This is a genomic window from Kluyvera genomosp. 3, from assembly GCF_011765685.1.
GTDB classification, from domain to species: domain Bacteria; phylum Pseudomonadota; class Gammaproteobacteria; order Enterobacterales; family Enterobacteriaceae; genus Kluyvera; species Kluyvera georgiana_A.
Window position 1 is genome coordinate 4,534,728 of the sequence record NZ_CP050321.1, and the last position, 20,856, is coordinate 4,555,583.

A 20,856-nucleotide genomic window follows, 5' to 3' on the forward strand; every position below is an offset into this window, starting at 1 on the left:
GGATCACCTGCATATAAAAAGGAAAAACCATGACTCTACGTACGCTTCTTGCGGTTTCATGCCTGTTAATGCCGTTAATGGCAGCCGCACATAATTTCACAAATGGACAACGCGTGGCCCCCGTTGGCGTGGCCGATCGCGGTGAACTCATTCTTGATAACGATAAGTTTAGCTATAAAAGCTGGAATAGCGCGCAGCTCCCCGGCAAAGTGCGCGTCGTGCAACATATTGCCGGACGTTCGTCAGCGAAAGAGAAAAACGCCTCGTTGATTGAAGCCATTAAGGCCGCCAATCTGCCGCACGATCGCTATCAGACCACCACCATCGTGAATACCGATGACGCCATTCCGGGTTCATCGATGTTTGTGCGCAGCAGCATTGAAAGCAATAAGAAGCTGTTCCCGTGGTCGCAGTTTGTCGTCGATAGCGACGGCGTAGTGCGCAAAGCCTGGCAGCTTGAAGAAGGCAGTTCAGCGATTGTGGTGCTGGATAAAGACGGGCGAGTGCAGTGGGCAAAAGACGGTGGCCTGACGGCGGCAGAAGTGCAGCAGGTCGTCGCCCTGCTGCATAAGCTGTTGAATTAAAAAATTGAAACGCGGAAGCCGGGGTTAAGGAACGATTCACGCGGGGTGTAATCCAGCGTTTTTCCCTGCCAGTCGTTGACGTGCGCGCCGGCAGCGGCGGCGACGGCATGTCCCGCCGCGGTATCCCAGATGTTGGTTGGCCCGAAGCGCGGGTAAAGCTGCGCTTCGCCTTCCGCCACCAGGCAGAACTTCAGCGAGGAACCAATCGACGCCGTATCATGCTCGCCTAACTGTTGCAGATACTCTTTCAGCTCGTCATCGTTGGCATAGTGCGAGCGGCTAACCACCACTTTCGGCGGGTTAGCGTCGCGCACCTGAATTGGCTTACGCACGCCGCACTCTTCTTTCCACGCCTTGCCGTTGGCGGCGCTATACATCACCTTCAACACCGGCGCGTAGACCACGCCCAGCACCGCTTTACCGTTCTCAATTAGCGCGATGTTGACGGTGAATTCACCGTTGCGTTTGATGAACTCCTTGGTGCCGTCCAGCGGGTCCACCAGCCAGTAGCGCTGCCAGTGCTGGCGCTCGTCCCAGCCCGGCGGATCTTCTTCGGAGAGAATCGGGATTTCCGGCGTCATCGCCTTCAGGCCTTTGATAATCACATGGTGAGCGGCGATGTCGGCCGCGGTCACCGGCGAATCATCTTTCTTGTTGGCGATGTCTAACGGCTGCTTACCATCGTACACGTCCATGATGGCATCGCCCGCATCGCGCGCAAGCTGACAGACTTGTTCTAACATTTTCCACCTCGTTAAAATTACAGTGGTGTTAACTTATTGTTTTATTTATATCGTATTGCCGCTTAATCCGCTATTCCCATCATCGTTCCGGATAACTGTGAACCGCTGCCGATTTCCCGTCATGATTTTCTGGCATGATTCACATCCTTGTAAGCAACAGAAAACAAATACATTTAAATCTGTGTCTTAGATCGAAAAAAAGGATGCCTCTGATGATCAAGTTTAGCGCAACGCTTCTGGCCACGCTGATCGCCGCCAGCGTCAATGCGGCGACGGTGGACCTCCGTATCATGGAAACCACCGATCTTCATAGCAATATGATGGATTTTGATTACTACAAAGATACCGCCACCGAGAAGTTCGGCCTGGTCCGCACGGCGAGCCTGATTAACGCCGCTCGCGACGAGGTGAAGAACAGCGTGCTGGTGGATAACGGCGACGTTATTCAGGGTAGCCCAATGGGTGACTACGCGGCAGCAAAAGGGTTAAAGCAGGGCGATACGCACCCGGTGTATAAAGCGATGAACCTGCTCGACTACACGGTGGGCAACCTCGGCAACCACGAGTTCAACTACGGTCTGGATTATCTGCACAAAGCGCTGGCGGGTGCGAAATTCCCGTACATTAACGCCAATATCATCGACGTTAAGACCCAAAAACCGATGTTTACTCCGTATCTGATTAAAGAAACGGACGTGGTCGATAAAGACGGCAGCAAGCACACGCTGAAAATCGGCTATATCGGCTTTGTGCCGCCGCAGATCATGACCTGGGATAAAGCCAACCTGAGCGGCAAAGCCACCGTTAACGACATCACCGAAACCGCCCGCAAGTACGTGCCGGAGATGCGCGCCAACGGTGCGGACGTGGTGGTGGTGATTGCCCACTCCGGCCTCTCTGCCGATCCCTACCAGGCGATGGCGGAAAACTCGGTCTACTACTTAAGCCAGGTACCGGGCGTTGACGCCATTATGTTCGGCCACGCCCACGCGGTGTTCCCGAGCAAAGACTTCGCCAGCATTAAAGGCGCGGATATCGCCAAAGGCACTCTGAATGGCGTTCCCGCGGTCATGCCGGGGATGTGGGGCGATCACCTGGGCGTGGTCGATCTGGTGCTGAACAATGACAGCGGCAAATGGCAAGTGACCTCGGCACAGGCGCAGGCGCGACCGATTTACGATGCGGCGGCGAAGAAATCGCTGGCGGCAGAAGACAGTAAGCTGGTCGATGCGCTGAAGGCCGACCACGACGCTACGCGTGAGTTCGTCAGCAAGCCGATCGGGAAATCCTCCGACAACATGTACAGCTACCTGTCGCTGGTGCAGGACGACCCAACCGTCCAGGTGGTTAACATGGCGCAGAAGGCCTACGTTGAGCACTATATTCAGGGCGATCCGGATCTGGCGAAACTGCCGGTGCTGTCTGCCGCCGCGCCGTTTAAAGTGGGTGGCCGTAAGAACGATCCGGCCAGCTATGTCGAAGTGGAAAAAGGCCAGCTCACCTTCCGCAACGCCGCCGATCTTTATCTCTACCCGAACACCCTGGTGGTGGTCAAAGCCAGCGGCAAAGAGGTGAAAGAGTGGCTGGAGTGCTCTGCCGGGCAGTTCAACCAGATCGATCCGCACAGCAGCAAGCCGCAGTCTCTGATCAACTGGGACGGCTTCCGCACCTATAACTTCGACGTGATTGACGGTGTGAACTATCAGGTTGATATCACTCAGCCTGCACGTTATGACGGTGAATGTCAGGTCGTTAACCCGAAGGCCGAGCGTATTAAGCAGCTGACCTTCAACGGCAAGCCGATTGATCCAAACGCCACGTTCCTTGTCGCCACCAACAACTACCGTGCCTACGGCGGTAAGTTCGCGGGCACGGGTGACAGCCACATTGCCTTCGCCTCGCCGGACGAAAACCGCTCGGTGCTGGCGGCCTGGATTGGCGCCGAGTCGAAGAAAGCCGGTGAAATTCACCCGGCGGCGGACAACAACTGGCGTTTAGCGCCGATTCACAGCGACACCAAACTGGATATCCGCTTCGAAACCTCACCGTCAGAAAAAGCGGCGGCGTTTATCAAAGAAAAAGCGCAGTATCCGATGAAACAGGTGGCGACCGATGATATTGGCTTCGCGATTTATCAGCTGGATTTGAGTAAGTAAACAACGAGCCGACACAGGCGTTTTACGCCTGTGTCGGGCTCTGTTGCGCCATCACCAACGGCAAGTTCACCTCAATCCAGTCCGCCAGCGCCGCCACCTTTTCGCTCACCTCTTCTCCCAACGGGGTCAGGCTATACTCTACATGCGGCGGTACCACCGGGTAGGAAACGCGGTTAATAAAGCCGTCCTGCTCAAGCGCCTGCAACGACTGGGCGAGCATCTTTTCACTCACGCCGCCCATTTTACGCCGCAGGTCGCTAAATCGATGCGTGCCCTCACGCAGCGCCACCAGAATCAGTACGCCCCAGCGGCTGGTCACATGTTTGAGTACATCTCGCGAGGGACAGCGCTCGGCAAACAAATTGCCGTTACGCATCTTTTGCGTCAGCGTCGGATTATTTTCTTTCATACTTACCTTTCCGTACGTACTTACTAAAAGTTAGTTATGGTGTTAGCTTACCACAACACCATACGAACACGAAGGAGAATACCCATGATCGCCATTACCGGAGCCACCGGCCAACTGGGCCAACAGGTGTTTGCTAACCTGCTCAACACCACTGCCGCCAACCAACTCGTTGCCGTTGTCCGTAACCCGGCAAAAGCCGAAGCGCTAAGCCAGAAAGGCGTCGTTGTGCGTCAGGCCGACTACGGCGACGAAGCGGCGTTAACCAGGGCCCTGCAAGGTGTCGATAAGCTGCTGATTATCTCCTCCAGCGAAGTCGGCCAGCGCGCGCCGCAGCACCGCAATATCATCAACGCCGCGCAAGCAGCAGGCGTAAAATTCATCGCCTATACCAGCCTGCTGCATGCCGACACCTCTCCGCTGGGGCTGGCCGACGAGCACGTCGCCACGGAAAAAATGCTGGCTGACTCCGGCATTCCTTACGCGCTGCTGCGCAACGGCTGGTATACCGAAAACTATCTGGCGAGCGCGCCTGCCGCGCTGGAACACGGTGTGTTTATCGGAGCTGCCGGTGAAGGCAAAATCGCCTCCGCAACCCGCGCAGACTACGCCGCTGCCGCCGCGCGCGTGATTACCGAAGACGGACATGCCGGGAAGGTGTACGAACTGGCGGGCGATCACGGCTGGACGCTGAGCGAACTGGCCGCTGAACTGGCAAAACAGAGCGGTAAGAACGTGGTTTACCAGAACCTGAGCCAGGCTGATTTTGCCGCCGCGCTGAAGAGCGTTGGCCTGCCTGCCGGACTGGCCGACATGCTTGCAGACTCAGACGTCGGCGCCTCGAAAGGCGGCCTGTTCGACGACAGTCATACGCTCAGCAAACTGATTGGTCGCCCGAGCACGCCCCTTGCCGAGAGCGTCAAAGGTATCCTGTAAGCGTTAAGAATGGGTTAAATGGGGTAGCGCCTCCGCGGGTCATCTCTGATAATGAAGGGATGACCCGGAGGGAGAAGTGACGTGGAAGGCGTACCAGAACAGTTCAACGACGAGAAAGACAGCGCGCGCTTTCGCCACCTGGCGCAGGTGCCGGGCTTAGAGCTGTATCATGCCCATATCTCGCGTTACGCCTTTGAGCCCCACACCCACGAAGCGTTTGGTATCGGCGTGATTGAAGCCGGGGCTGAACGCTTTCGTTATCGTGGTACCCAGCATGTCGCGCCCACCCACTCTATCGTCACCATGAATCCGGACGAGCTGCATACCGGCGAAGCAGAAACCGCCGACGGCTGGCGTTACCGGATGATTTATCTCGACCCCGATCTGCTTGAAAGCGTCACCGGCATTCGCCACTGGTGGTTTGCCGATGCCACCCGTCACGATCCGCTTCGCGCGCTGCAAATTGGCCGCCAGATCCATGCCTTATGGCACACCGACGATCCGCTGGCGCAGAAAGGGCTGCTGCTGGATTTAATCGATACATTCCAGCCGCTGGCCTGTCACGCGCCGGTGCTGGCCGAAGGAATTCACCGCTTCGCCCACGTCCGCGACTATCTGTACGACAACTACATGCATCCGATCACGCTCGATGAGCTGGCGAACGTCGCGGCGCTGAGCCCATGGCACTTCCAGCGCCAGTTTAAGGCCCACTTCCACGTCACGCCGCACCAGATGCTGATGGCGGTACGCCTGTGGCGCGCCAAAGAGTTTCTCACCCGCGGCATGCCTGCTGCCGAAGTCGCAGCGGCCACCGGCCTGACCGACCAGTCTCATCTCACCCGAGCCTTTACCCAGCGCTATGGCATTACCCCCGTGCGTTATCAAAAACAGGTCATCCGTCGCTAATCAGCAATCTCGTACAATACTGAATCCATTTCCCCTCCTACACTTTGCGCATGTTTAACCGAAGTGGATATCACGATGATTAGCGGTGTGCTGTACGCCCTGTTAGCGGGTTTGATGTGGGGGCTGATTTTTGTCGGGCCGCTTATCGTGCCGGATTACCCGGCGATATTACAATCGATGGGGCGCTATCTGGCGCTGGGGCTGATAGCCCTGCCGCTGGCCTGGCTGGGCCGCGCACGCCTGTGCCAGCTCACGCGCAAAGACTGGTGGACAGCGCTATGGCTCACCATGATGGGCAACCTGATTTATTACTTCTGCCTGGCCAGCGCGATTCAGCGCACCGGTGCGCCTGTTTCCACGATGATCATCGGCACATTGCCGGTGGTGATACCGGTATTCGCCAACCTGCTTTATAGCCAGCGCGACGGCAAGCTTTCCTGGCTGCGGCTGATGCCCGCCCTGGTACTGATCGGTTTTGGGCTGCTGTGCGTCAACGTCGCCGAGCTGCATCAGGGGCTACCGAACTTTAGCGGCTGGCGCTACGGCTCGGGCATTGCGCTGGCGAGTATTTCGGTGGTCTGCTGGGCGTGGTATGCGCTGCGTAACGCCCGCTGGCTGCGAGAGAATCCGCATCAGCCGCCATTAATGTGGGCGACCGCACAGGCGCTGGTGACGCTGCCGGTTTCCATCGTGGGCTATATCGCGGCCTGCGCATGGCTAAATACCCAGACGCCGGATTTCTCACTGCCTTTTGGCCCGCGCCCAGCGGTATTTATTGGCCTGATGATGGCCATCGCCGTGCTGTGCTCGTGGGTCGGCGCGCTCTGCTGGAACGTGGCGAGCCAGCGGCTACCGACGGTGATCCTCGGGCCATTGATTGTCTTTGAAACGCTGGCAGGGCTACTGTACACCTTCCTGTTGCGCCAGGAGATGCCGCCAATATTGACGCTAAGCGGTGTTACCCTGCTGGTTATCGGCGTGGTGATTGCGGTGCGCTCGAAACCGCAGAAACCGGCGGTGGTGCCGGTTTCTGAGTCCTGAGGTTTAGAAGGTTTCCCAGTTCGCTTCGCTCAGCGGCGTAGATTTTGCCGCCGGAGCGAAAGCTTTCTTCACCGGTGCGGGCTGGCGCTGCTGCTGGCGGCTGATTTTAAACACGGCTACCGTCTGGTTCAGGCGTGCGGCCTGCTCCTCCAGCGCGGCGGCCGCACTGGCCGACTCTTCCACCAGCGAGGCGTTCTGCTGCGTGACGCGGTCCATCTCGGCAACCGCCTGACCCACCTGATCAATGCCGCGGCTTTGTTCGTCAGAGGCTGAGGCGATTTCGCCCATGATGTCGCTGACGCGGGTCACCGCGTTGACGATCTCCGCCATCGTCTCTCCGGCTTCGTGTACCAGCGCGGAACCGGCGCTGACGCGATTGCCCGAGTCATCAATCAGCCCTTTAATCTCTTTTGCCGCCTGGGCGCTACGCTGCGCCAGCGTGCGCACTTCCCCGGCGACCACGGCGAAACCACGCCCCTGTTCGCCCGCACGCGCGGCCTCTACCGCGGCATTCAGCGCCAGAATATTGGTCTGGAAGGCAATGCCATCAATCACGTTGGTAATCTGCGCAATTTTGCTGGAACTGGCGGCGATTTCGTCCATTGTGCGCACCACGCCGTCAACCACATTACCGCCCTTCTGCGCCGTTTCCGAAGCGTTATGGGCCAGCTGCGTCGCCTGACGGGCGTTATCGGCGTTCTGCTTCACCGTCGCGGTCAGTTGTTCCATGCTGGCTGCCGTCTCTTCCAGCGACGCCGCCTGTTGCTCGGTGCGCGAAGAGAGATCGTTGCTGCCGGCAGAGATTTCGCCCGCACCGGTATAGATGGTATCTGCGCCCTCACGCACCACGCCTACCGTCTTCGCCAATGATTGCTGCATGTCGTTGACGTTACGCGCCAGAAGGGCCATTTCATTGCTGCCCTCGGTATTGATATCGTTGGTCAAATCGCCTTCTGCGATATGCCGAATGTGCGCCATCACGTTATGCAACGGCTTGAGCAACACGCGCTGCATGGCTATCCAGCTCACCACAATCACCGCCACCACCAGCAGCATGATGGCGCCAAGCGTCCACAGAATACGCACATAGTCGCTTTCATTTTGTTTGATACCGGCATTCGTCAACGACGCCTGCGCCGCGCGCCAGTCTTGATAGACGGCCTGCATAGCCCGCTGCTTCTGTTCGGCGTTCTGCTTGAACATCTCCTCCAGCTTGCCTTCCGCCAGCAGCTCATTCATGCGTGCCAGCGTGGCGGAATAGATGCCGTACTGTTTCTCCAGGCTGTCCGACAGGTGACTATCCAGCCCCGGCGTTTCCGGCAGCGCGTAATATTTGTCATAATGATGTTTTGCTTCAGCCAGAAGATTATTCGCCGTATCGACCAGCGTTTTCAGTTCACCGCCGTTAACGCTGCTCGCCATCGTCCCCTGCAGACGCAGCATGCCGCGGTTAAGGGTCACGCGAGCCTGGTTAAGGCTAATCCATGCGTCGGTAAATTCGGCCACGTTCTGGCTGGAAAGCTGAGAGACGGTAAAATTCTGCTTATCGTTATTCAGCGCGCGTACAAATACACCGGCTGAAATCATCTGCATCGCGCCCAACGCGACCAGAACAACAATCAGTACGGTGATTACTTTTATTCTTTTAAACATCATTTGCCTTTTTGTGCAGGTGATCTGAAGTCTCACTATCGGCAGCACGACGGGCTTATTTAATCGATTCAGGTCTTACCAGCGCTATTCTCAATAAGATTCAGCACGTTAAAGGGCAATAATTTTTTGTGACAACCATCACTTAAAATCCTCTCCCCATAAAGGGGTATATCCTCGCCATAAAGATGCATTTAAAATACATCTTATATTATTGATGACGAGGTAACTGCTATGGCCTTTCGCGACCAACCTTTAGGCGAGCTGGCGCTCTCTATCCCACGCGCATCCGCGCTGTTCCGTAAATATGATATGGATTACTGCTGCGGCGGTAAGCAGACGCTTGGCCGTGCGGCCACTCGCAAAGATCTGGACGTTGCCGTGATTGAGGCCGAGCTGGCGAAACTGGCAGAAGAACCGGTGGAAAAAGACTGGCGTGCCGCGCCGTTGGCCGAAATCATCGACCACATCGTGGTGCGTTATCACGACCGTCACCGTGAACAGCTGCCGGAGCTGATTCTGCAGGCGACCAAAGTTGAACGCGTGCACGCCGACAAGCCGAACGTACCGAAAGGGCTGGCCAAATACCTGACCATGCTGCACCAGGAGCTTTCCAGCCATATGATGAAAGAGGAGCAGATTCTGTTCCCGATGATCAAACAGGGGATGGGTAGCCAGGCCATCGGGCCGATTAGCGTAATGGAAAGCGAGCACGATGAAGCGGGCGAACTGCTGGAAGTGATCAAGCACACTACCCAGAACGTCACCATTCCGCCGGAAGCCTGCACCACCTGGAAGGCGATGTACAACGGCATCAACGAGCTGATTGACGACCTGATGGAACACATCAGCCTCGAAAATAACGTGTTGTTCCCGCGCGCGCTCAAAGGCGAATAACGTTATCCCACGCCTCTCCATTCGGGAGGCGTTTTTTTACAGCAGACCTTTCTGGCGGAAGGTTTCTCGCGTTGCCACGTTGAGATCCAGCCCCGCTAACGCTTCGGGTTTCACCCAGGCAATCTCCTGAAATTCTTCATTAAACGTCACATCACGATTGGCGCTCACGCAGTCGAAGATGAGATAAATCATATAGATTTGTTCGGTGGTACCGTCGGCGTAGGTTTTCACCCGCACATCGTCACGGAAAGCCCACGGCTTCACCTCGGTAATCTCCAGCGCATCGCCCAACTCTTCGCGGATTTCGCGACGCAGCGCTTCTTCCATGGTTTCTCCCGCCTCCATGCCGCCACCGGACAGCGCCCACTGGCCGGGGAAAACGCCGCGGTCGTCGGCCATTTTGCACAGCAGGTATTCGCCCTGGTTTTGAATCACCGGGCAAACAATCGTTCTCTGACGCATTTTATCTCCATACGTTTTTCGTTTATGGCTTTGAAATTAGCACGTTGAGAAAAGGGGGGCTACGAGATGGGGCGCAAAAACGAAGAAAGCGCCACAATGGGCGCTTTGTACGGTTTTCCTCTACGGCCCTCTGGGGAGAAGGCCGGAGAGAGGGCAAATATCTTACTTAGCCCGCTGATTCTTACGCAGGAACATCCACCCCAGCCCCAGCACGATGAACCAAATCGGCGTCACCATCAGCGCTTCACGGGTATCGGTTTCCAGCGTCAGCAGGACCAGAACAAAGGCGAAGAACGCCATGCACACCCAGCACATCACCTTGCCCAGCGGCATTTTGTAGATGGATTTTTCATGCAGGTGCGGACGCTGCTTACGGTACACCAGGTAGGAGCACAGAATAATCGTCCAGACGAACATGAACAGAATCGCCGATACGGTGGTGATCATGGTGAAAGCCGCGATTACGCTTGGGTTGACCATCAGCATCACCACGCCGCCCAGCAGGCAGATACAGGAGAAGGTCAGCCCTTTCGCCGGTACCGCACGTTTGGAAAGCTTGGCAAACAGGCTCGGCGCTACGCCGTCCTGCGCCAGACCGAACAGCATACGGCTGGTAGAGAACACGCCGCTGTTGGCGGAAGAAGTCGCTGAGGTCAGCACCACGAAGTTGATAATGCTCGCCGCAGCCGGCAGGCCAACCAGCATGAACAGCTCAACGAACGGGCTCTTATCCGGTACGACTGAACTCCACGGCGTCACGGACATAATCACGATCAGCGCAAAGACGTAGAACATGATGATACGAATCGGAATCGAGTTGATCGCGCGCGGCAGCGATTTCTCCGGATCTTTGGTTTCTGCGGCGGTGGTGCCCACCAGCTCAATCCCCACGAACGCAAACACCGCTATCTGGAAGCCAGCAAAGAAACCGCTAATGCCTTTCGGGAACCAGCCGCCGTCGTTCCACAGATGCGCGAATGACGCCTCTACGCCGGTTGGCGAGGTAAAGTGCGTCAGTACCATCACCAGGCCGACGATAATCAGCGCCACGATGGCGACGATTTTGATCATCGCAAACCAGAACTCCATCTCACCAAACATCTTCACGGTGGCGAGGTTGAGGCCCAGCAGCAGCAGGACCACCGCCAGCGAGGCGACCCAGTCAGACAACCCGGGGAACCAGAATTGGGCATAGGCGGTGATCGCGACGACGTCCGCCATCCCGGTGACTACCCAGCAAAACCAGTAGGTCCAGCCGGTGAAATAACCCGCCCACGGGCCGAGCAGATCGGCCGCAAAGTCGCTGAATGATTTATATTCGAGATTGGAGAGCAGCAGCTCACCCATCGCGCGCATGACGAAGAACAGCATAAAACCGATGATCATATAAACAAAAATGATCGACGGCCCTGCGAGACTGATTGTTTTCCCCGAGCCCATAAACAGCCCGGTACCGATGGCGCCGCCAATCGCAATCAACTGAATATGTCGGTTAGTAAGGTTTCGCCGTAGCGACTGTTCAGCCGGCTCCTGCTCTGAAGCAGCAGCGACTTTGATCTGATCAACCATGTGATTTTCTTCCTGTTGTTTCTGTCTGTGTTGTGCGGGCTCTACTGGCCCTTTATGTCGTCATGCAAAACGATCCCGGTTATAGGATGTCTCGATATTAGGTAAGAATCGGAGGGATGAATACTATGATTTAAATATAATGTTAATTTTATGTTTAAAGTGAGTGTTATATCACCTCACCTATGGGAAACAGCTCACAAAAATACACGCAACAGCGGCATTTGCAAGATTAAATCCCAGGATATATCAAACTTAAGGATTTTATATCCTCCCCCCAGGCGGAGAGAGGATAAATGCCAGAATTACAGGATTTCCAGCAACTCAACTTCAAAGACCAGCGTGCTGAACGGAGGGATAGAAGCCCCCGCGCCGCGCTCGCCGTAGGCCAGGCTGTGAGGGATAGTCAGTTCCCACTTAGAGCCGACTGGCATCAGGGTCAGCGCTTCAATCCAGCCAGCGATAACGCCGTTAACCGGGAACTCAGCTGGTTCGCCGCGTGCCACGGAGCTGTCGAAGACGGTGCCGTCGATCAGTTTACCGGTGTAGTGTACGCGAACGTGATCGGTACGCGCCGGGATTGCCCCCTCGCCCTGAGTCAGTACGCGGAACTGCAGGCCGGATTCGGTGCTGTTCACGCCTTCTTTCTCACGGTTTTCTTCCAGATATTTCACGCCGTCTTCCGCCATCGCGGCAAAACGCTCGCGACGCACCGCATCAGCGCGTTCGTGGATTTCACGCAGCGCGCGATGAACAACGTCTACCGGCACAGCAGGCTGCTTGCCTTCCAGCGCATCGGCGATACCGGCAACCAGTGCTTCCGGCAGTAAACCCTGCAAACCGGACTCGCTCAGCTGCTGTCCTACCTGCAGGCCGATACCGTAGCTTGCCTGTGCTTCAATGGTGTCAAAAGTCGGGGTGGCCATCGTCTTTCCTTTCTTCGGGTATAAAGTAGCGGGCAGCATAGCAGCCACGCCGCACAGGGTAAAACTTTGTGTCAGGAAAGATGACAAATTGCCGGGAAAAAGAAACAATACCGATCGCCCATAGGATATGATGAGAGAACGCTTTAGCACGTTCATCAGGCAGTTATCTATAATGGATAGCAATGACACGGAGCAGGAGGAGAGCCATGCCCGGGAGATTTGAACTAAAACCTTTGCTGGAGAAGATCTGGCACGCGCCGGACAATCTTCGCATCCTGGATCCGTTGCCGCTTGCACACCGCCGAGGTGTGATTGTCGCTGCCCTGGCCATCATTGTCGGGTTCCTGTTGCCTTCCGCTGACGACGCCCCGGTGACGCCGGTCAGCCGTACCGCACAGCTCGACTTCCAGTCGCAGTCACAGCCGCAGCCCGACGCGCAGCCTTTGCATGCCCAACTGGTGACGCCGTCTAACGACCTCGACCAGGTCGCCCCGGTCGCACCCGAGCCGGTGCAGGAAGAGCAGCCAAATGAACAGGAGCAGGCCCCCGTCTCGCGTACTCAGCCTTACCAGGAAAGCAGCAGCAGTACCGAATGGCGAACCTATCAGGTTGAGGCAGGGAAAACGATGGCGCAGCTGTTCCGCGACAACAATCTGCCGCCGACTGACGTTTACGCCATGGCACAGGTAGAAGGGGCAGGCAAACCGCTCAGCAACCTCAAAAACGGACAAAAGGTGCAGATTCGTAAGAACGCCAACGGCGTGGTGACCGGACTGACCATTGAATCCGATAACGGGCAGGTGCTGTTTACCCGTCAGGCGGACGGCAGCTTTATTCGCGCCCGCTAAACGTACAGAGTGCCGGATGGCGGCTTCGCCTTATCCGGCCTACAAAATCGTGACGTTTGCCTGATAAGCGGGGTGCCATCAGGCATTACCGCTTAACCTTATTCACCCACCAAATCCCCGAACACACCAGCACCAGCGCAATCGCATATTTCCATTCGAGAATATTTTCCCCAAGGAAAATTGCCGATAGCACCGACCCCGATACCGGAATCAGGAAGTTAAACGGCGCGATCATCCCGACGCGGTTGTACTTAAGCAGGATACTCCACAGCGCAAAGGCCACCGAGGAGAGCAGCGTCAGGTAGCCGAGAATCGCCACCGAGGAGAGACCGTGGAAGGTCAGCGTGCCGCCGCTCAGGTAGCCGCCAATCACCAGCGCCAGGCCGCCAATCGCCAGCTGATAGCCGGTCATTACCGTCGGGTCGACCGTCTGGGAAATGCGCTTACCGTACAGCGATGCCGCCGACAGGATAAACGCCGCCAGCACCACCGAACCATCGCCCAGCAGGCTAAAGCTGAAGTCCATCAGGCCGCTGTTGAAGTTCACCACCATCACCCCGGCAAACCCGAGAATACAGCCCAGCGTCTTGTTATAGCTGAGTTTGTCGTTCTGGTAGATGAAGTGCGCCAGCAGCACGCTGAAGAAGGTTCCGGTCGCATTCATGATGGACCCTTTCACCCCCGTGGTGAAGGCCAGACCGATGTAGAAGAAGATGTACTGTAGCGAGGTCTGCGTGAGCCCCAGCAGCGTGAGCTGGCCGAACTGGCGCGGGCTTAAACGTGCGATAGGCTTTCGCTGCGCCATCGCCAGCAGCAACAGCAGCAGTCCGGCAAACAGAAAGCGGTAGCCGGCAAAAACGATTTTAGTCGGGATATCGTCGGCAGCAATCTGGAAAATTTCGTATCCGCTCTTGATCGCCGGATAAGCACTGCCCCACAGCAGACAGCAGAAAGCGGCACAGAGGTAGACAACGTTCTTGCGGGAAAATAGCGGATGCTGGCGGAGAGTGTCCATTCTTTCACCAAAAAATTAAAATATTGTTTTAATTTTTTGATTATCGCGAAAAGGATGAAAAATAGCCAGTCGAAAAGTGGTGGCTCAGAAAGGCAAAACGCCGGCACGAGGCCGGCGTCTTGTTGTTATCAAAACGTGGGTTGCAGATTATTCAGCAACAACGTTGATGATAACTTTAGCGAACACTTCGCTGTGAACCTGGAAGTCCACTTCATGCTCACCAGTGGTACGCAGAACGCCGTTCGGCAGACGAACTTCGCTCTTAGCAACTTTAACGCCAGCTGCAGTTACAGCGTCAGCGATGTCGCGAGTACCGATGGAACCGAACAGTTTACCTTCGTCGCCAGCTTTAGACGCGATGGTTACGGATTCCAGTGCGTTGATCTGCGCAGCACGAGCTTCAGCAGCAGACAGAACGTCAGCCAGTTTGGCTTCCAGTTCAGCGCGGCGTGCTTCGAAGAATTCAACGTTTTTCTTGGTAGCAGGAACAGCTTTACCCTGCGGGACCAGGAAGTTACGAGCGTAGCCCGCTTTAACGTTAACCTGATCACCCAGGCTACCCAGGTTTGCTACTTTATCAAGCAGAATAACTTGCATTACCTTATCCTCTCAAAGTCGTATTAATGGACCGTGACCGATTACTGATGACGATCAGTGTACGGCAGCAGGGACAGGTAGCGAGCGCGTTTGATAGCGCGTGCCAGCTGACGCTGATATTTTGCACGGGTACCGGTGATACGGCTCGGGACAATCTTACCGCTTTCGGTGATGTAGTTTTTCAGCGTAGCGATATCTTTATAGTCGATCTCTTGAACGCCTTCCGCGGTGAAACGGCAGAACTTGCGACGACGGAAATAACGTGCCATATGGCTAGTCTCCAGAATCTATCAATTCAATCTGCTCGGCATGCAGTACCATTTTGCTCAGGCCATTCTTTGCTTTGTGGCAACAGATAAAGCCCTGCACGGTGACTGCGCTACCGACCGTTATACTGTGAGTAATGGCCTGGTTTTCCTGCCCGCTGATTATTACAGGCATTTGGCACCACGCCTGCCGGTGAAACCCGGCTTCCTCCTGCACAGAACGATGCTCAAGCACGAACTGGCAATGAGGAATTCCTGATGGACTGACCTTTCGAAGGGGCATCCTGCACACGGTGCCGGATAACACCAGACGGTTGGTCATCAGAAATTACTCTTCAGAATCCCCAGCTTCAGCATCATCTGCGGTTTCGTTAGCGAAATCATCGCGACGTTCACGACGCTCGTCTTTCGCTTTAACCATCGGAGATGCTTCAGTAACAGCGTGTTTAGTACGCATAACCATGCTGCGGATAACGGCATCGTTGAAGCGGAAGGTAGTTTCCAGCTCATCGATCACTTCCTGCGGCGCTTCAACGTTCAGCAGAACGTAGTGAGCTTTGTGCAGTTTGTTGATCGGGTAAGCCAGCTGACGGCGGCCCCAGTCTTCCAGACGGTGGATCTTGCCTTCTGCACCAGTGATGGCAGCAGAGTAACGCTCGATCATACCCGGAACCTGTTCGCTCTGGTCAGGATGGACCATAAAAACGATTTCGTAATGACGCATCGAATTGCTCCTTACGGATTATTCAGCCTCCTGTCTGGGTCAGCCGCGGCCCATGGAGGCAAGGAACGTGTTAAAGGGCGGCTGAAAAATTGACGCGTCATAATACTTGCCTCCCCCCTGAAACTCAAGCTAATTGCACAAAAAGTTCGCACAAAGCGTGAAGTTGATCTAAGTAGATGATTTAAAATTGAACAGTAACGGATGATGCATTTTTTTGAACGACAGCATCAGAAATGGTCGCGATACATCCGCTAAAGATTGATTACACTTAAATCAGAAGCCCCCCACCACCACAGGAGAGCCGAGTAACCGTCAGGACCGTGAGTCAGGAGTCGAGTATGAAAAACATCATGATTGCCATTATCGCTACGCTACTGGTTAGCGCCAGCGCACAGGCCGCCATTAAGATCGATGGCCGTCAGGCGCGTAACATGGACGATGTTCACAGCCTGGGGGTTATCTATATCAATCATAATATCGCCACTGAGCAAGAGGCCGATCGGGCGCTCAGTCAGGAAAGCGATGCTCAGGGAGCAAAATACTTCCAGCCAATCCTGGTGCATGAACCGGGCAGCGACGGCTTGATCCACGCCAGCGCCGCGCTGTATCGCTAATAGCGATAAAAAAGGCTCCGGAATCAGACCCGTCACATCCCAGGGATGTACAGATTCCGGAGCCACATTAGTGCCGCCAGCTACTGTCCGTAGTAGGCATTTGGCCCATGTTTACGCATAAAGTGTTTATTCATGAGATAGCCGTCGATGGGGCTGAGCGCTGGGTTAATCCCGCGCGCAATCCACGCCATTCGAGCCACCTCTTCCATCACCACGGCGTTATGCACCGCATCGTGCGCGTCCTTACCCCAGGCAAACGGGCCGTGCTGATAAACTACAACGCCTGGCGTATGCAGTGGTTCAACGTCGCCCAACGTTTCGATAATCACCTTACCCGTGTTCAGCTCATACTCCCCCTGCACTTCAACCTCGCTCAGGCCGCGGGTACAGGGTATATCGCCAAAGAAGTAGTCGGCATGAGTGGTGCCCAGCGCCGGGATCGCCAACCCGGCTTGCGCCCAGGCCGTGGCGTGAGTCGAGTGGGTATGCACGACGCCGCCAAGCGATGGGTAGCGTTGATATAGCGCCAGATGCGTGGCGGTATCGGAAGAGGGCCGAAACCGCCCTTCCACCACGTTTCCAGCCATATCAACCACCACCATGTCGTCCACGCTCATCGTCTCATAGGCGACGCCGCTGGGTTTGATCACCATCACGCCGCGTTCACGGTCAATCGCACTGACGTTGCCCCAGGTAAAGGTCACCAGCCCGTAGCGCGGCAGATCCATATTGGCTTCAAACACTTGCTGCTTTAGCGTTTTCATCATGCCGCCTCCAGCAAACCGGCGCGGGCCATCCGCGCTTTCACCCAATCGCGGGCTTTCGCCACTTCCGCCAGCGGATCGGCAGCCGTTTCACTCCACATTTCAATCAGATAGGGTCCACAGTAGCCGCTTTCCCGCAGCGTGGTGAAGCAACGTTCGAAATCGACAACGCCTTCACCAAAGGGCACGTTCTTGAACACGCCGGGTTTCGTGTCCTTCACGTGTACGGCCACAATGTGCCCCATCCCCGCCTGAAGCTCCATCTGCACATCGTTATCCCACGCCGACAGGTTGCCGATGTCGGGATAGAGCTGGAACCACGGATTATTGAGGTAGTGCGCGTAACCCAACGCTTTGCTGATCGAGTTCATCAACGGGTAATCCATGATCTCCATCGCCAGCGTCACCTGCGCACGACTGGCCATTTCAACGCTCTCTTTGAGCCCGTCACGGAAGCGACGGCGCGTTTCATCGTTCGCCTGCTGGTAGTAAACGTCGTAGCCCGCCAGTTGAATTACCCGAATGCCGATATCCTGGGCAAACTGGATGGCTTTACGCATGATCTCCAGCCCCTGGTTGCGAACGGCGTCATCTTCACTGCCGAGCGGGAAACGGCGATGGGCGCTCAGGCACATCGACGGTACGCGCACGCCGGTTTCGGCAATCGCGCTCACCAGCGCTAAGCGCTGCTCGCGGCTCCAGTCGAGACGCGCCAGGCGCTCGTCGGTTTCATCCACCGACATTTCAACAAAATCAAAACCCAGCGTTTTCGCCAGCCGCAGACGTTCGAGCCAGCACTCCCCGGCAGGGAGCGCTTTTTCGTAGATGCCAAGCGGCGTTTGTTTCGACAACATAGGCCGCTCCTTAGCCCCAGAGCTGAGCAATAGAACGCTTAAACTGACGCGCCGCTTCCACCGGGGATGCCGCATCACGAATGCTGCGCCCGGCGATAAAGACGTGGATTGGAATGCCGGCGAACAGCGGCAGGTCTTCCAGTGCCAGCCCACCGGTGACGGTGACTTTAAAGCCCATATCCGCCAGACGCTTAATCGCGCTGATATCCGCGTCACTCCACGCCACGCCCGCGGCCTGCGCATCGCGACTGCGGTGATAGACAACCTGCTGAATACCCGCATTGCGCCATTCCTGTGCCTGTTCCCAGGTCCAGAAACCGGTTAACTCGATCTGCACGTCGCCGCTAAACTCTTTCGCCACCTCCAGCGCGCCTTTGGCAGTGTTGATATCAGCACAGCAGATCACGGTGACCCAGTCGGCGTTAGCCTCAAAACACATACGGGAGAGAATTTTGCCCGCATCAGCGATTTTGGCGTCCGCCAGCACGATTTTATGCGGGTACAGCGCCTTCAGATCGCGGACAGCGCGTACGCCTTCACCCACGCAAAGAATGGTGCCAACCTCGATAATATCGACCTCTTCCGCAATCAGGCGGGTGGTTTCATAAGCGTGGGACAGCGTCTGGTTATCCAGCGCCACCTGCAACATTGGTAATGACATTTTGATTCTCCCTTACACAGCCGCCGCGGTGGCGCTATCGATTAAATCCAGTACATCCTGCTCGCTGCGGCAGGCGCGTAAACGGTCGAAGTTAGCTTCATCTTCAAACAGATTGACGATCTGCATGATGCCGTCTTCCTGATGCGTGCGGGCATCTACCGCCGCCAGGGTAATAAGGATATCGACCGGATCGTTATCTTCATGGTTGAACACCAACGGTGTTTTCAGCGTGACCAGCGCAAAGCCGTTTTTCTTCACCCCTTCCTCTGGCCGGCCATGCGGCATAGCCAGCCCTGGCGCAATCACAAAATAGGGGCCAAAACGCTCCACGCCGTCGAGGATGGCCTGGAAGTAGCGAGGCTCAACCACCTCGGCCCCCACCAGCAGGTCAACGCCCAGTTTGACCGCCTCCTGCCAGCTGTTCGCTTCTGCCTGCAGGCGGATGGAATGATTTTCCGCCAATGAATCACGTAGCTTCATGACTGACCCTTACTTAACGTCTTTCGGAAAATGCGCGTTGATCACTTCCATCAGCTTCGGGCCAAAATCAGCCGCCGAGAGCATGTTGCGCACCCCCACCACGTATTTGTTGCCGGAGACGGTGATTTCGCTCGCCACATGGGTGGAGGCAATAATGATATCGGCTCCGCTCAGTTCACTTTTGTACTCGCCGACGGCGCAGCTGTTTACCGTATGGTCTACGCCCTGCTCTTTGAGAAACTGGTCGACTTTCATTTTCATAATCATGGAGCTGCCTTGCCCACAACCACATACAGCCAGGATACGTACGGTCATAATCACACTCCTTAGTGAGCAGAAACTTCTGCCATTTGTTTTTGTGCATCTTCCTCGGCGCGCAGGCTGCGGCCAGCGAAGAACATATAAGCCAGGGCAATCACGATAATGACGGCCATAAAAATCAGCCCAATGGAGGCAAAGCCCTGCATCATCGGCGGCGCCAGAATCGACCAGTCAGCCATGCCCATCCAGGCGCTCATGCCGGTGAGTTTCACCGCCCACACGCAGCCGAAGATTTCAATCATCCCCATCACCAGACAAATTTTGAGCGCCGCTCGCCAGCCGCCAAAGTGGTTCGCGAACACGCCAATGGTGGCGTTGGAGAAAAACATCGGGATAAAGCCAGGAATAATCAGGATGGAAGAGCCGCAGGCCACCAGGATGCCAACGGCAATCAACTGGCCGATGGTGCCCCACATAAAGCCCCACACCACGGCATTCGGCGCAAAGCTATAGATGGCGGCACAGTCAATCGCCAACACGGCGCCGGGGATCAGCCGCTGCGAGATGCCGTTAAAGGCCTCCGAAAGCTCGGCGACGAACATGCGTACGCCCTGGGTAATGATGAAAATCGCCACGGCAAACGAGAAGCCGGTTTGCAGGATATAGATAGACCAGTGGGTCTTACCGGCCATGGCCTGCACCACGTCAAGGCCGAAGGAGAGCAGAATGGCGCCGAAAAAGACGGTCATCACAATCGCCGTCGAGACGATATTGTCATGGAAAATATTCAGCCACCCCGGCAGTTTTAACTCTTCAACGCTCTCCTCTTTTTTACCGAGATACGGCGCTACCTTGTAAGCAATCCACGACGCGAACTGCTGTTGGTGGCCGATGGAGAAGCCGCAGTTATCCGTCACTTCCTGAGTCGGCTTGTACATCATGTTGGAGGTAATCCCCCAGTAGAGCGACACCAGCACCGCGGTGCAGATAATGGCGGTCCACATGGAATAACCACAGATATAGAAGAATACGGCGATAAGCCCGGCCTGCTGGAACATGATGTGGCCGGTGAGCATGATGGTGCGGATGCCGGTAATTCGCCGCAGCAGCACGTAGCAAATGTTCAGCGCCAGCGCGAGCAGCACCGCATATCCCACCCAGCTATAGGCCTCGCCCATACGTTCAATGGTCGCCATCATGGATGCGTAGGTATCGGAAATCGCGCCGTTGATGCCATAAACCTCAGACATTTTCGCCACCACCGGTTTAAAGGTGCTGGTCAGAATGCCGGAACCCGCCTGCAGCAGCATAAAACCAATAATGGTTTTGATGGTGCCCTTGATAATCACGCTCACGCTTTTACGCAGCAGGATGTAGCCGATACAGGTCACGATACCCAGCAGCAGCGGGGCGTTGGTCATCACCTGGTTAAAAAAGACGGTAAAGATGTTGTAGAGGATCTCCATAACGCTCTCCAGTAAATGAGGATGCTGAACCGA

At 55.9% G+C, this 20,856-nt stretch carries 25 protein-coding genes; 8 read left to right on the forward strand and 17 right to left on the reverse strand.

All coding sequences use genetic code 11. The features are described 5' to 3' along the window. The first annotated feature begins 29 nt into the window (after positions 1 to 29). On the forward strand, positions 30 to 584 hold the full coding sequence (locus GY169_RS21145) for a YtfJ family protein (RefSeq protein WP_163445829.1): 555 nt from the start codon (positions 30 to 32) through the stop codon (positions 582 to 584). Here GY169_RS21145 and cysQ read toward each other — a convergent pair. Continuing rightward, positions 581 to 1,327, reverse strand: coding sequence for a 3'(2'),5'-bisphosphate nucleotidase CysQ (cysQ, locus tag GY169_RS21150; protein WP_167577042.1), 747 nt, complete (start codon positions 1,325 to 1,327; stop codon positions 581 to 583). The genes GY169_RS21145 and cysQ overlap by 4 nt on opposite strands. A gap of 212 nt (positions 1,328 to 1,539) precedes the next feature. Between cysQ and cpdB the strand changes: the two genes are divergently transcribed. Next, positions 1,540 to 3,483 carry a 2',3'-cyclic-nucleotide 2'-phosphodiesterase gene (gene cpdB / locus GY169_RS21155; RefSeq protein WP_167577043.1) on the forward strand — a complete coding sequence of 648 codons (1,944 nt, stop codon included), beginning with the start codon at positions 1,540 to 1,542 and terminating at the stop codon, positions 3,481 to 3,483. A gap of 22 nt (positions 3,484 to 3,505) precedes the next feature. On the opposite strand, the gene GY169_RS21160 is transcribed toward cpdB, so the two are convergent. After that, positions 3,506 to 3,892, reverse strand: coding sequence for a winged helix-turn-helix transcriptional regulator (locus GY169_RS21160; protein WP_167577044.1), 387 nt, complete (start codon positions 3,890 to 3,892; stop codon positions 3,506 to 3,508). 84 nt (positions 3,893 to 3,976) lie between these two features. Here GY169_RS21160 and GY169_RS21165 point away from each other — a divergent pair, with 84 nt between their 5' ends. The 3 genes from GY169_RS21165 to GY169_RS21175 all read left to right on the forward strand — a co-directional run bounded on the left by GY169_RS21165 (position 3,977) and on the right by GY169_RS21175 (position 6,772). Beyond that, positions 3,977 to 4,825, forward strand: a complete 849-nt coding sequence (locus GY169_RS21165; RefSeq protein WP_167577045.1) for an SDR family oxidoreductase — start codon at positions 3,977 to 3,979, stop codon at positions 4,823 to 4,825. Between the two features lie 81 nt (positions 4,826 to 4,906). Then, positions 4,907 to 5,731 (forward strand): AraC family transcriptional regulator, encoded by an 825-nt coding sequence (locus GY169_RS21170; RefSeq protein WP_163445834.1) that lies wholly within the window; start codon positions 4,907 to 4,909, stop codon positions 5,729 to 5,731. 75 nt (positions 5,732 to 5,806) lie between these two features. After that, on the forward strand, positions 5,807 to 6,772 hold the full coding sequence (locus GY169_RS21175) for a DMT family transporter (RefSeq protein ID WP_167577046.1): 966 nt from the start codon (positions 5,807 to 5,809) through the stop codon (positions 6,770 to 6,772). Positions 6,773 to 6,775: 3 nt separating this feature from the next. On the opposite strand, the gene GY169_RS21180 is transcribed toward GY169_RS21175, so the two are convergent. After that, positions 6,776 to 8,425 (reverse strand): methyl-accepting chemotaxis protein, encoded by a 1,650-nt coding sequence (locus GY169_RS21180; protein WP_167577357.1) that lies wholly within the window; start codon positions 8,423 to 8,425, stop codon positions 6,776 to 6,778. Positions 8,426 to 8,656: 231 nt separating this feature from the next. Here GY169_RS21180 and ytfE point away from each other — a divergent pair, with 231 nt between their 5' ends. Further along, the gene (gene ytfE / locus GY169_RS21185) at positions 8,657 to 9,319 is read left to right on the forward strand and encodes an iron-sulfur cluster repair protein YtfE (protein WP_167577047.1); all 663 of its coding nucleotides are present in this window, start codon (positions 8,657 to 8,659) and stop codon (positions 9,317 to 9,319) included. Between the two features lie 36 nt (positions 9,320 to 9,355). Here the strand turns inward: ytfE and nudI are convergent, their stop codons facing one another. From nudI to fklB, 3 genes are all read right to left on the reverse strand, one after another. Then, a complete protein-coding gene (nudI, locus tag GY169_RS21190) occupies positions 9,356 to 9,781 on the reverse strand; it encodes a nucleoside triphosphatase NudI (protein ID WP_163445838.1) in 426 nt (141 codons plus the stop codon). 162 nt (positions 9,782 to 9,943) lie between these two features. Beyond that, positions 9,944 to 11,350: a D-serine/D-alanine/glycine transporter gene (gene cycA, locus GY169_RS21195; RefSeq protein WP_163445839.1), complete on the reverse strand. Its 1,407-nt coding sequence runs from the start codon at positions 11,348 to 11,350 to the stop codon at positions 9,944 to 9,946. 302 nt (positions 11,351 to 11,652) lie between these two features. Next, positions 11,653 to 12,273 (reverse strand): FKBP-type peptidyl-prolyl cis-trans isomerase, encoded by a 621-nt coding sequence (gene fklB, locus GY169_RS21200; RefSeq protein ID WP_035893271.1) that lies wholly within the window; start codon positions 12,271 to 12,273, stop codon positions 11,653 to 11,655. Positions 12,274 to 12,479: 206 nt separating this feature from the next. On the opposite strand from fklB, the gene GY169_RS21205 reads away from it, so the two are divergent. After that, on the forward strand, positions 12,480 to 13,121 hold the full coding sequence (locus GY169_RS21205) for an OapA family protein (protein WP_167577048.1): 642 nt from the start codon (positions 12,480 to 12,482) through the stop codon (positions 13,119 to 13,121). Positions 13,122 to 13,206: 85 nt separating this feature from the next. Here GY169_RS21205 and GY169_RS21210 read toward each other — a convergent pair whose 3' ends face one another. The 5 genes from GY169_RS21210 to rpsF all read right to left on the reverse strand — a co-directional run bounded on the left by GY169_RS21210 (position 13,207) and on the right by rpsF (position 15,723). Then, the gene (locus GY169_RS21210) at positions 13,207 to 14,136 is read right to left on the reverse strand and encodes a DMT family transporter (RefSeq protein WP_163445841.1); all 930 of its coding nucleotides are present in this window, start codon (positions 14,134 to 14,136) and stop codon (positions 13,207 to 13,209) included. Between the two features lie 147 nt (positions 14,137 to 14,283). Continuing rightward, positions 14,284 to 14,733, reverse strand: coding sequence for a 50S ribosomal protein L9 (gene rplI / locus GY169_RS21215; protein ID WP_064546889.1), 450 nt, complete (start codon positions 14,731 to 14,733; stop codon positions 14,284 to 14,286). Positions 14,734 to 14,774: 41 nt separating this feature from the next. Then, positions 14,775 to 15,002 (reverse strand): 30S ribosomal protein S18, encoded by a 228-nt coding sequence (rpsR, locus tag GY169_RS21220; protein ID WP_000135199.1) that lies wholly within the window; start codon positions 15,000 to 15,002, stop codon positions 14,775 to 14,777. A gap of 4 nt (positions 15,003 to 15,006) precedes the next feature. After that, on the reverse strand, positions 15,007 to 15,321 hold the full coding sequence (priB, locus tag GY169_RS21225) for a primosomal replication protein N (protein WP_064546888.1): 315 nt from the start codon (positions 15,319 to 15,321) through the stop codon (positions 15,007 to 15,009). 6 nt (positions 15,322 to 15,327) lie between these two features. After that, the gene (rpsF, locus tag GY169_RS21230) at positions 15,328 to 15,723 is read right to left on the reverse strand and encodes a 30S ribosomal protein S6 (RefSeq protein WP_042321529.1); all 396 of its coding nucleotides are present in this window, start codon (positions 15,721 to 15,723) and stop codon (positions 15,328 to 15,330) included. A gap of 338 nt (positions 15,724 to 16,061) precedes the next feature. Here rpsF and GY169_RS21235 point away from each other — a divergent pair, with 338 nt between their 5' ends. Next, positions 16,062 to 16,337, forward strand: a complete 276-nt coding sequence (locus GY169_RS21235) for a DUF1471 domain-containing protein (protein ID WP_163445843.1) — start codon at positions 16,062 to 16,064, stop codon at positions 16,335 to 16,337. A gap of 80 nt (positions 16,338 to 16,417) precedes the next feature. Here GY169_RS21235 and GY169_RS21240 read toward each other — a convergent pair whose 3' ends face one another. Genes GY169_RS21240 through ulaA form a run of 6 tightly spaced genes read right to left on the reverse strand, consistent with a single transcriptional unit; the run spans position 16,418 to position 20,823 of the window. After that, positions 16,418 to 17,101, reverse strand: a complete 684-nt coding sequence (locus tag GY169_RS21240; RefSeq protein WP_163445844.1) for an L-ribulose-5-phosphate 4-epimerase — start codon at positions 17,099 to 17,101, stop codon at positions 16,418 to 16,420. Next, positions 17,101 to 17,955, reverse strand: a complete 855-nt coding sequence (locus GY169_RS21245; protein ID WP_167577049.1) for an L-ribulose-5-phosphate 3-epimerase — start codon at positions 17,953 to 17,955, stop codon at positions 17,101 to 17,103. Before GY169_RS21245 ends, GY169_RS21240 begins: the two co-directional genes overlap by 1 nt. Before the next feature lie 10 nt (positions 17,956 to 17,965). Continuing rightward, a complete protein-coding gene (locus tag GY169_RS21250) occupies positions 17,966 to 18,616 on the reverse strand; it encodes a 3-keto-L-gulonate-6-phosphate decarboxylase UlaD (protein ID WP_163445846.1) in 651 nt (216 codons plus the stop codon). Between the two features lie 12 nt (positions 18,617 to 18,628). Then, positions 18,629 to 19,096, reverse strand: a complete 468-nt coding sequence (gene ulaC, locus GY169_RS21255) for a PTS ascorbate transporter subunit IIA (RefSeq protein ID WP_167577050.1) — start codon at positions 19,094 to 19,096, stop codon at positions 18,629 to 18,631. Between the two features lie 9 nt (positions 19,097 to 19,105). Then, on the reverse strand, positions 19,106 to 19,411 hold the full coding sequence (gene ulaB / locus GY169_RS21260; RefSeq protein ID WP_163445848.1) for a PTS ascorbate transporter subunit IIB: 306 nt from the start codon (positions 19,409 to 19,411) through the stop codon (positions 19,106 to 19,108). 11 nt (positions 19,412 to 19,422) lie between these two features. Further along, the gene (gene ulaA, locus GY169_RS21265; RefSeq protein ID WP_167577051.1) at positions 19,423 to 20,823 is read right to left on the reverse strand and encodes a PTS ascorbate transporter subunit IIC; all 1,401 of its coding nucleotides are present in this window, start codon (positions 20,821 to 20,823) and stop codon (positions 19,423 to 19,425) included. Positions 20,824 to 20,856 lie beyond the last annotated feature (33 nt).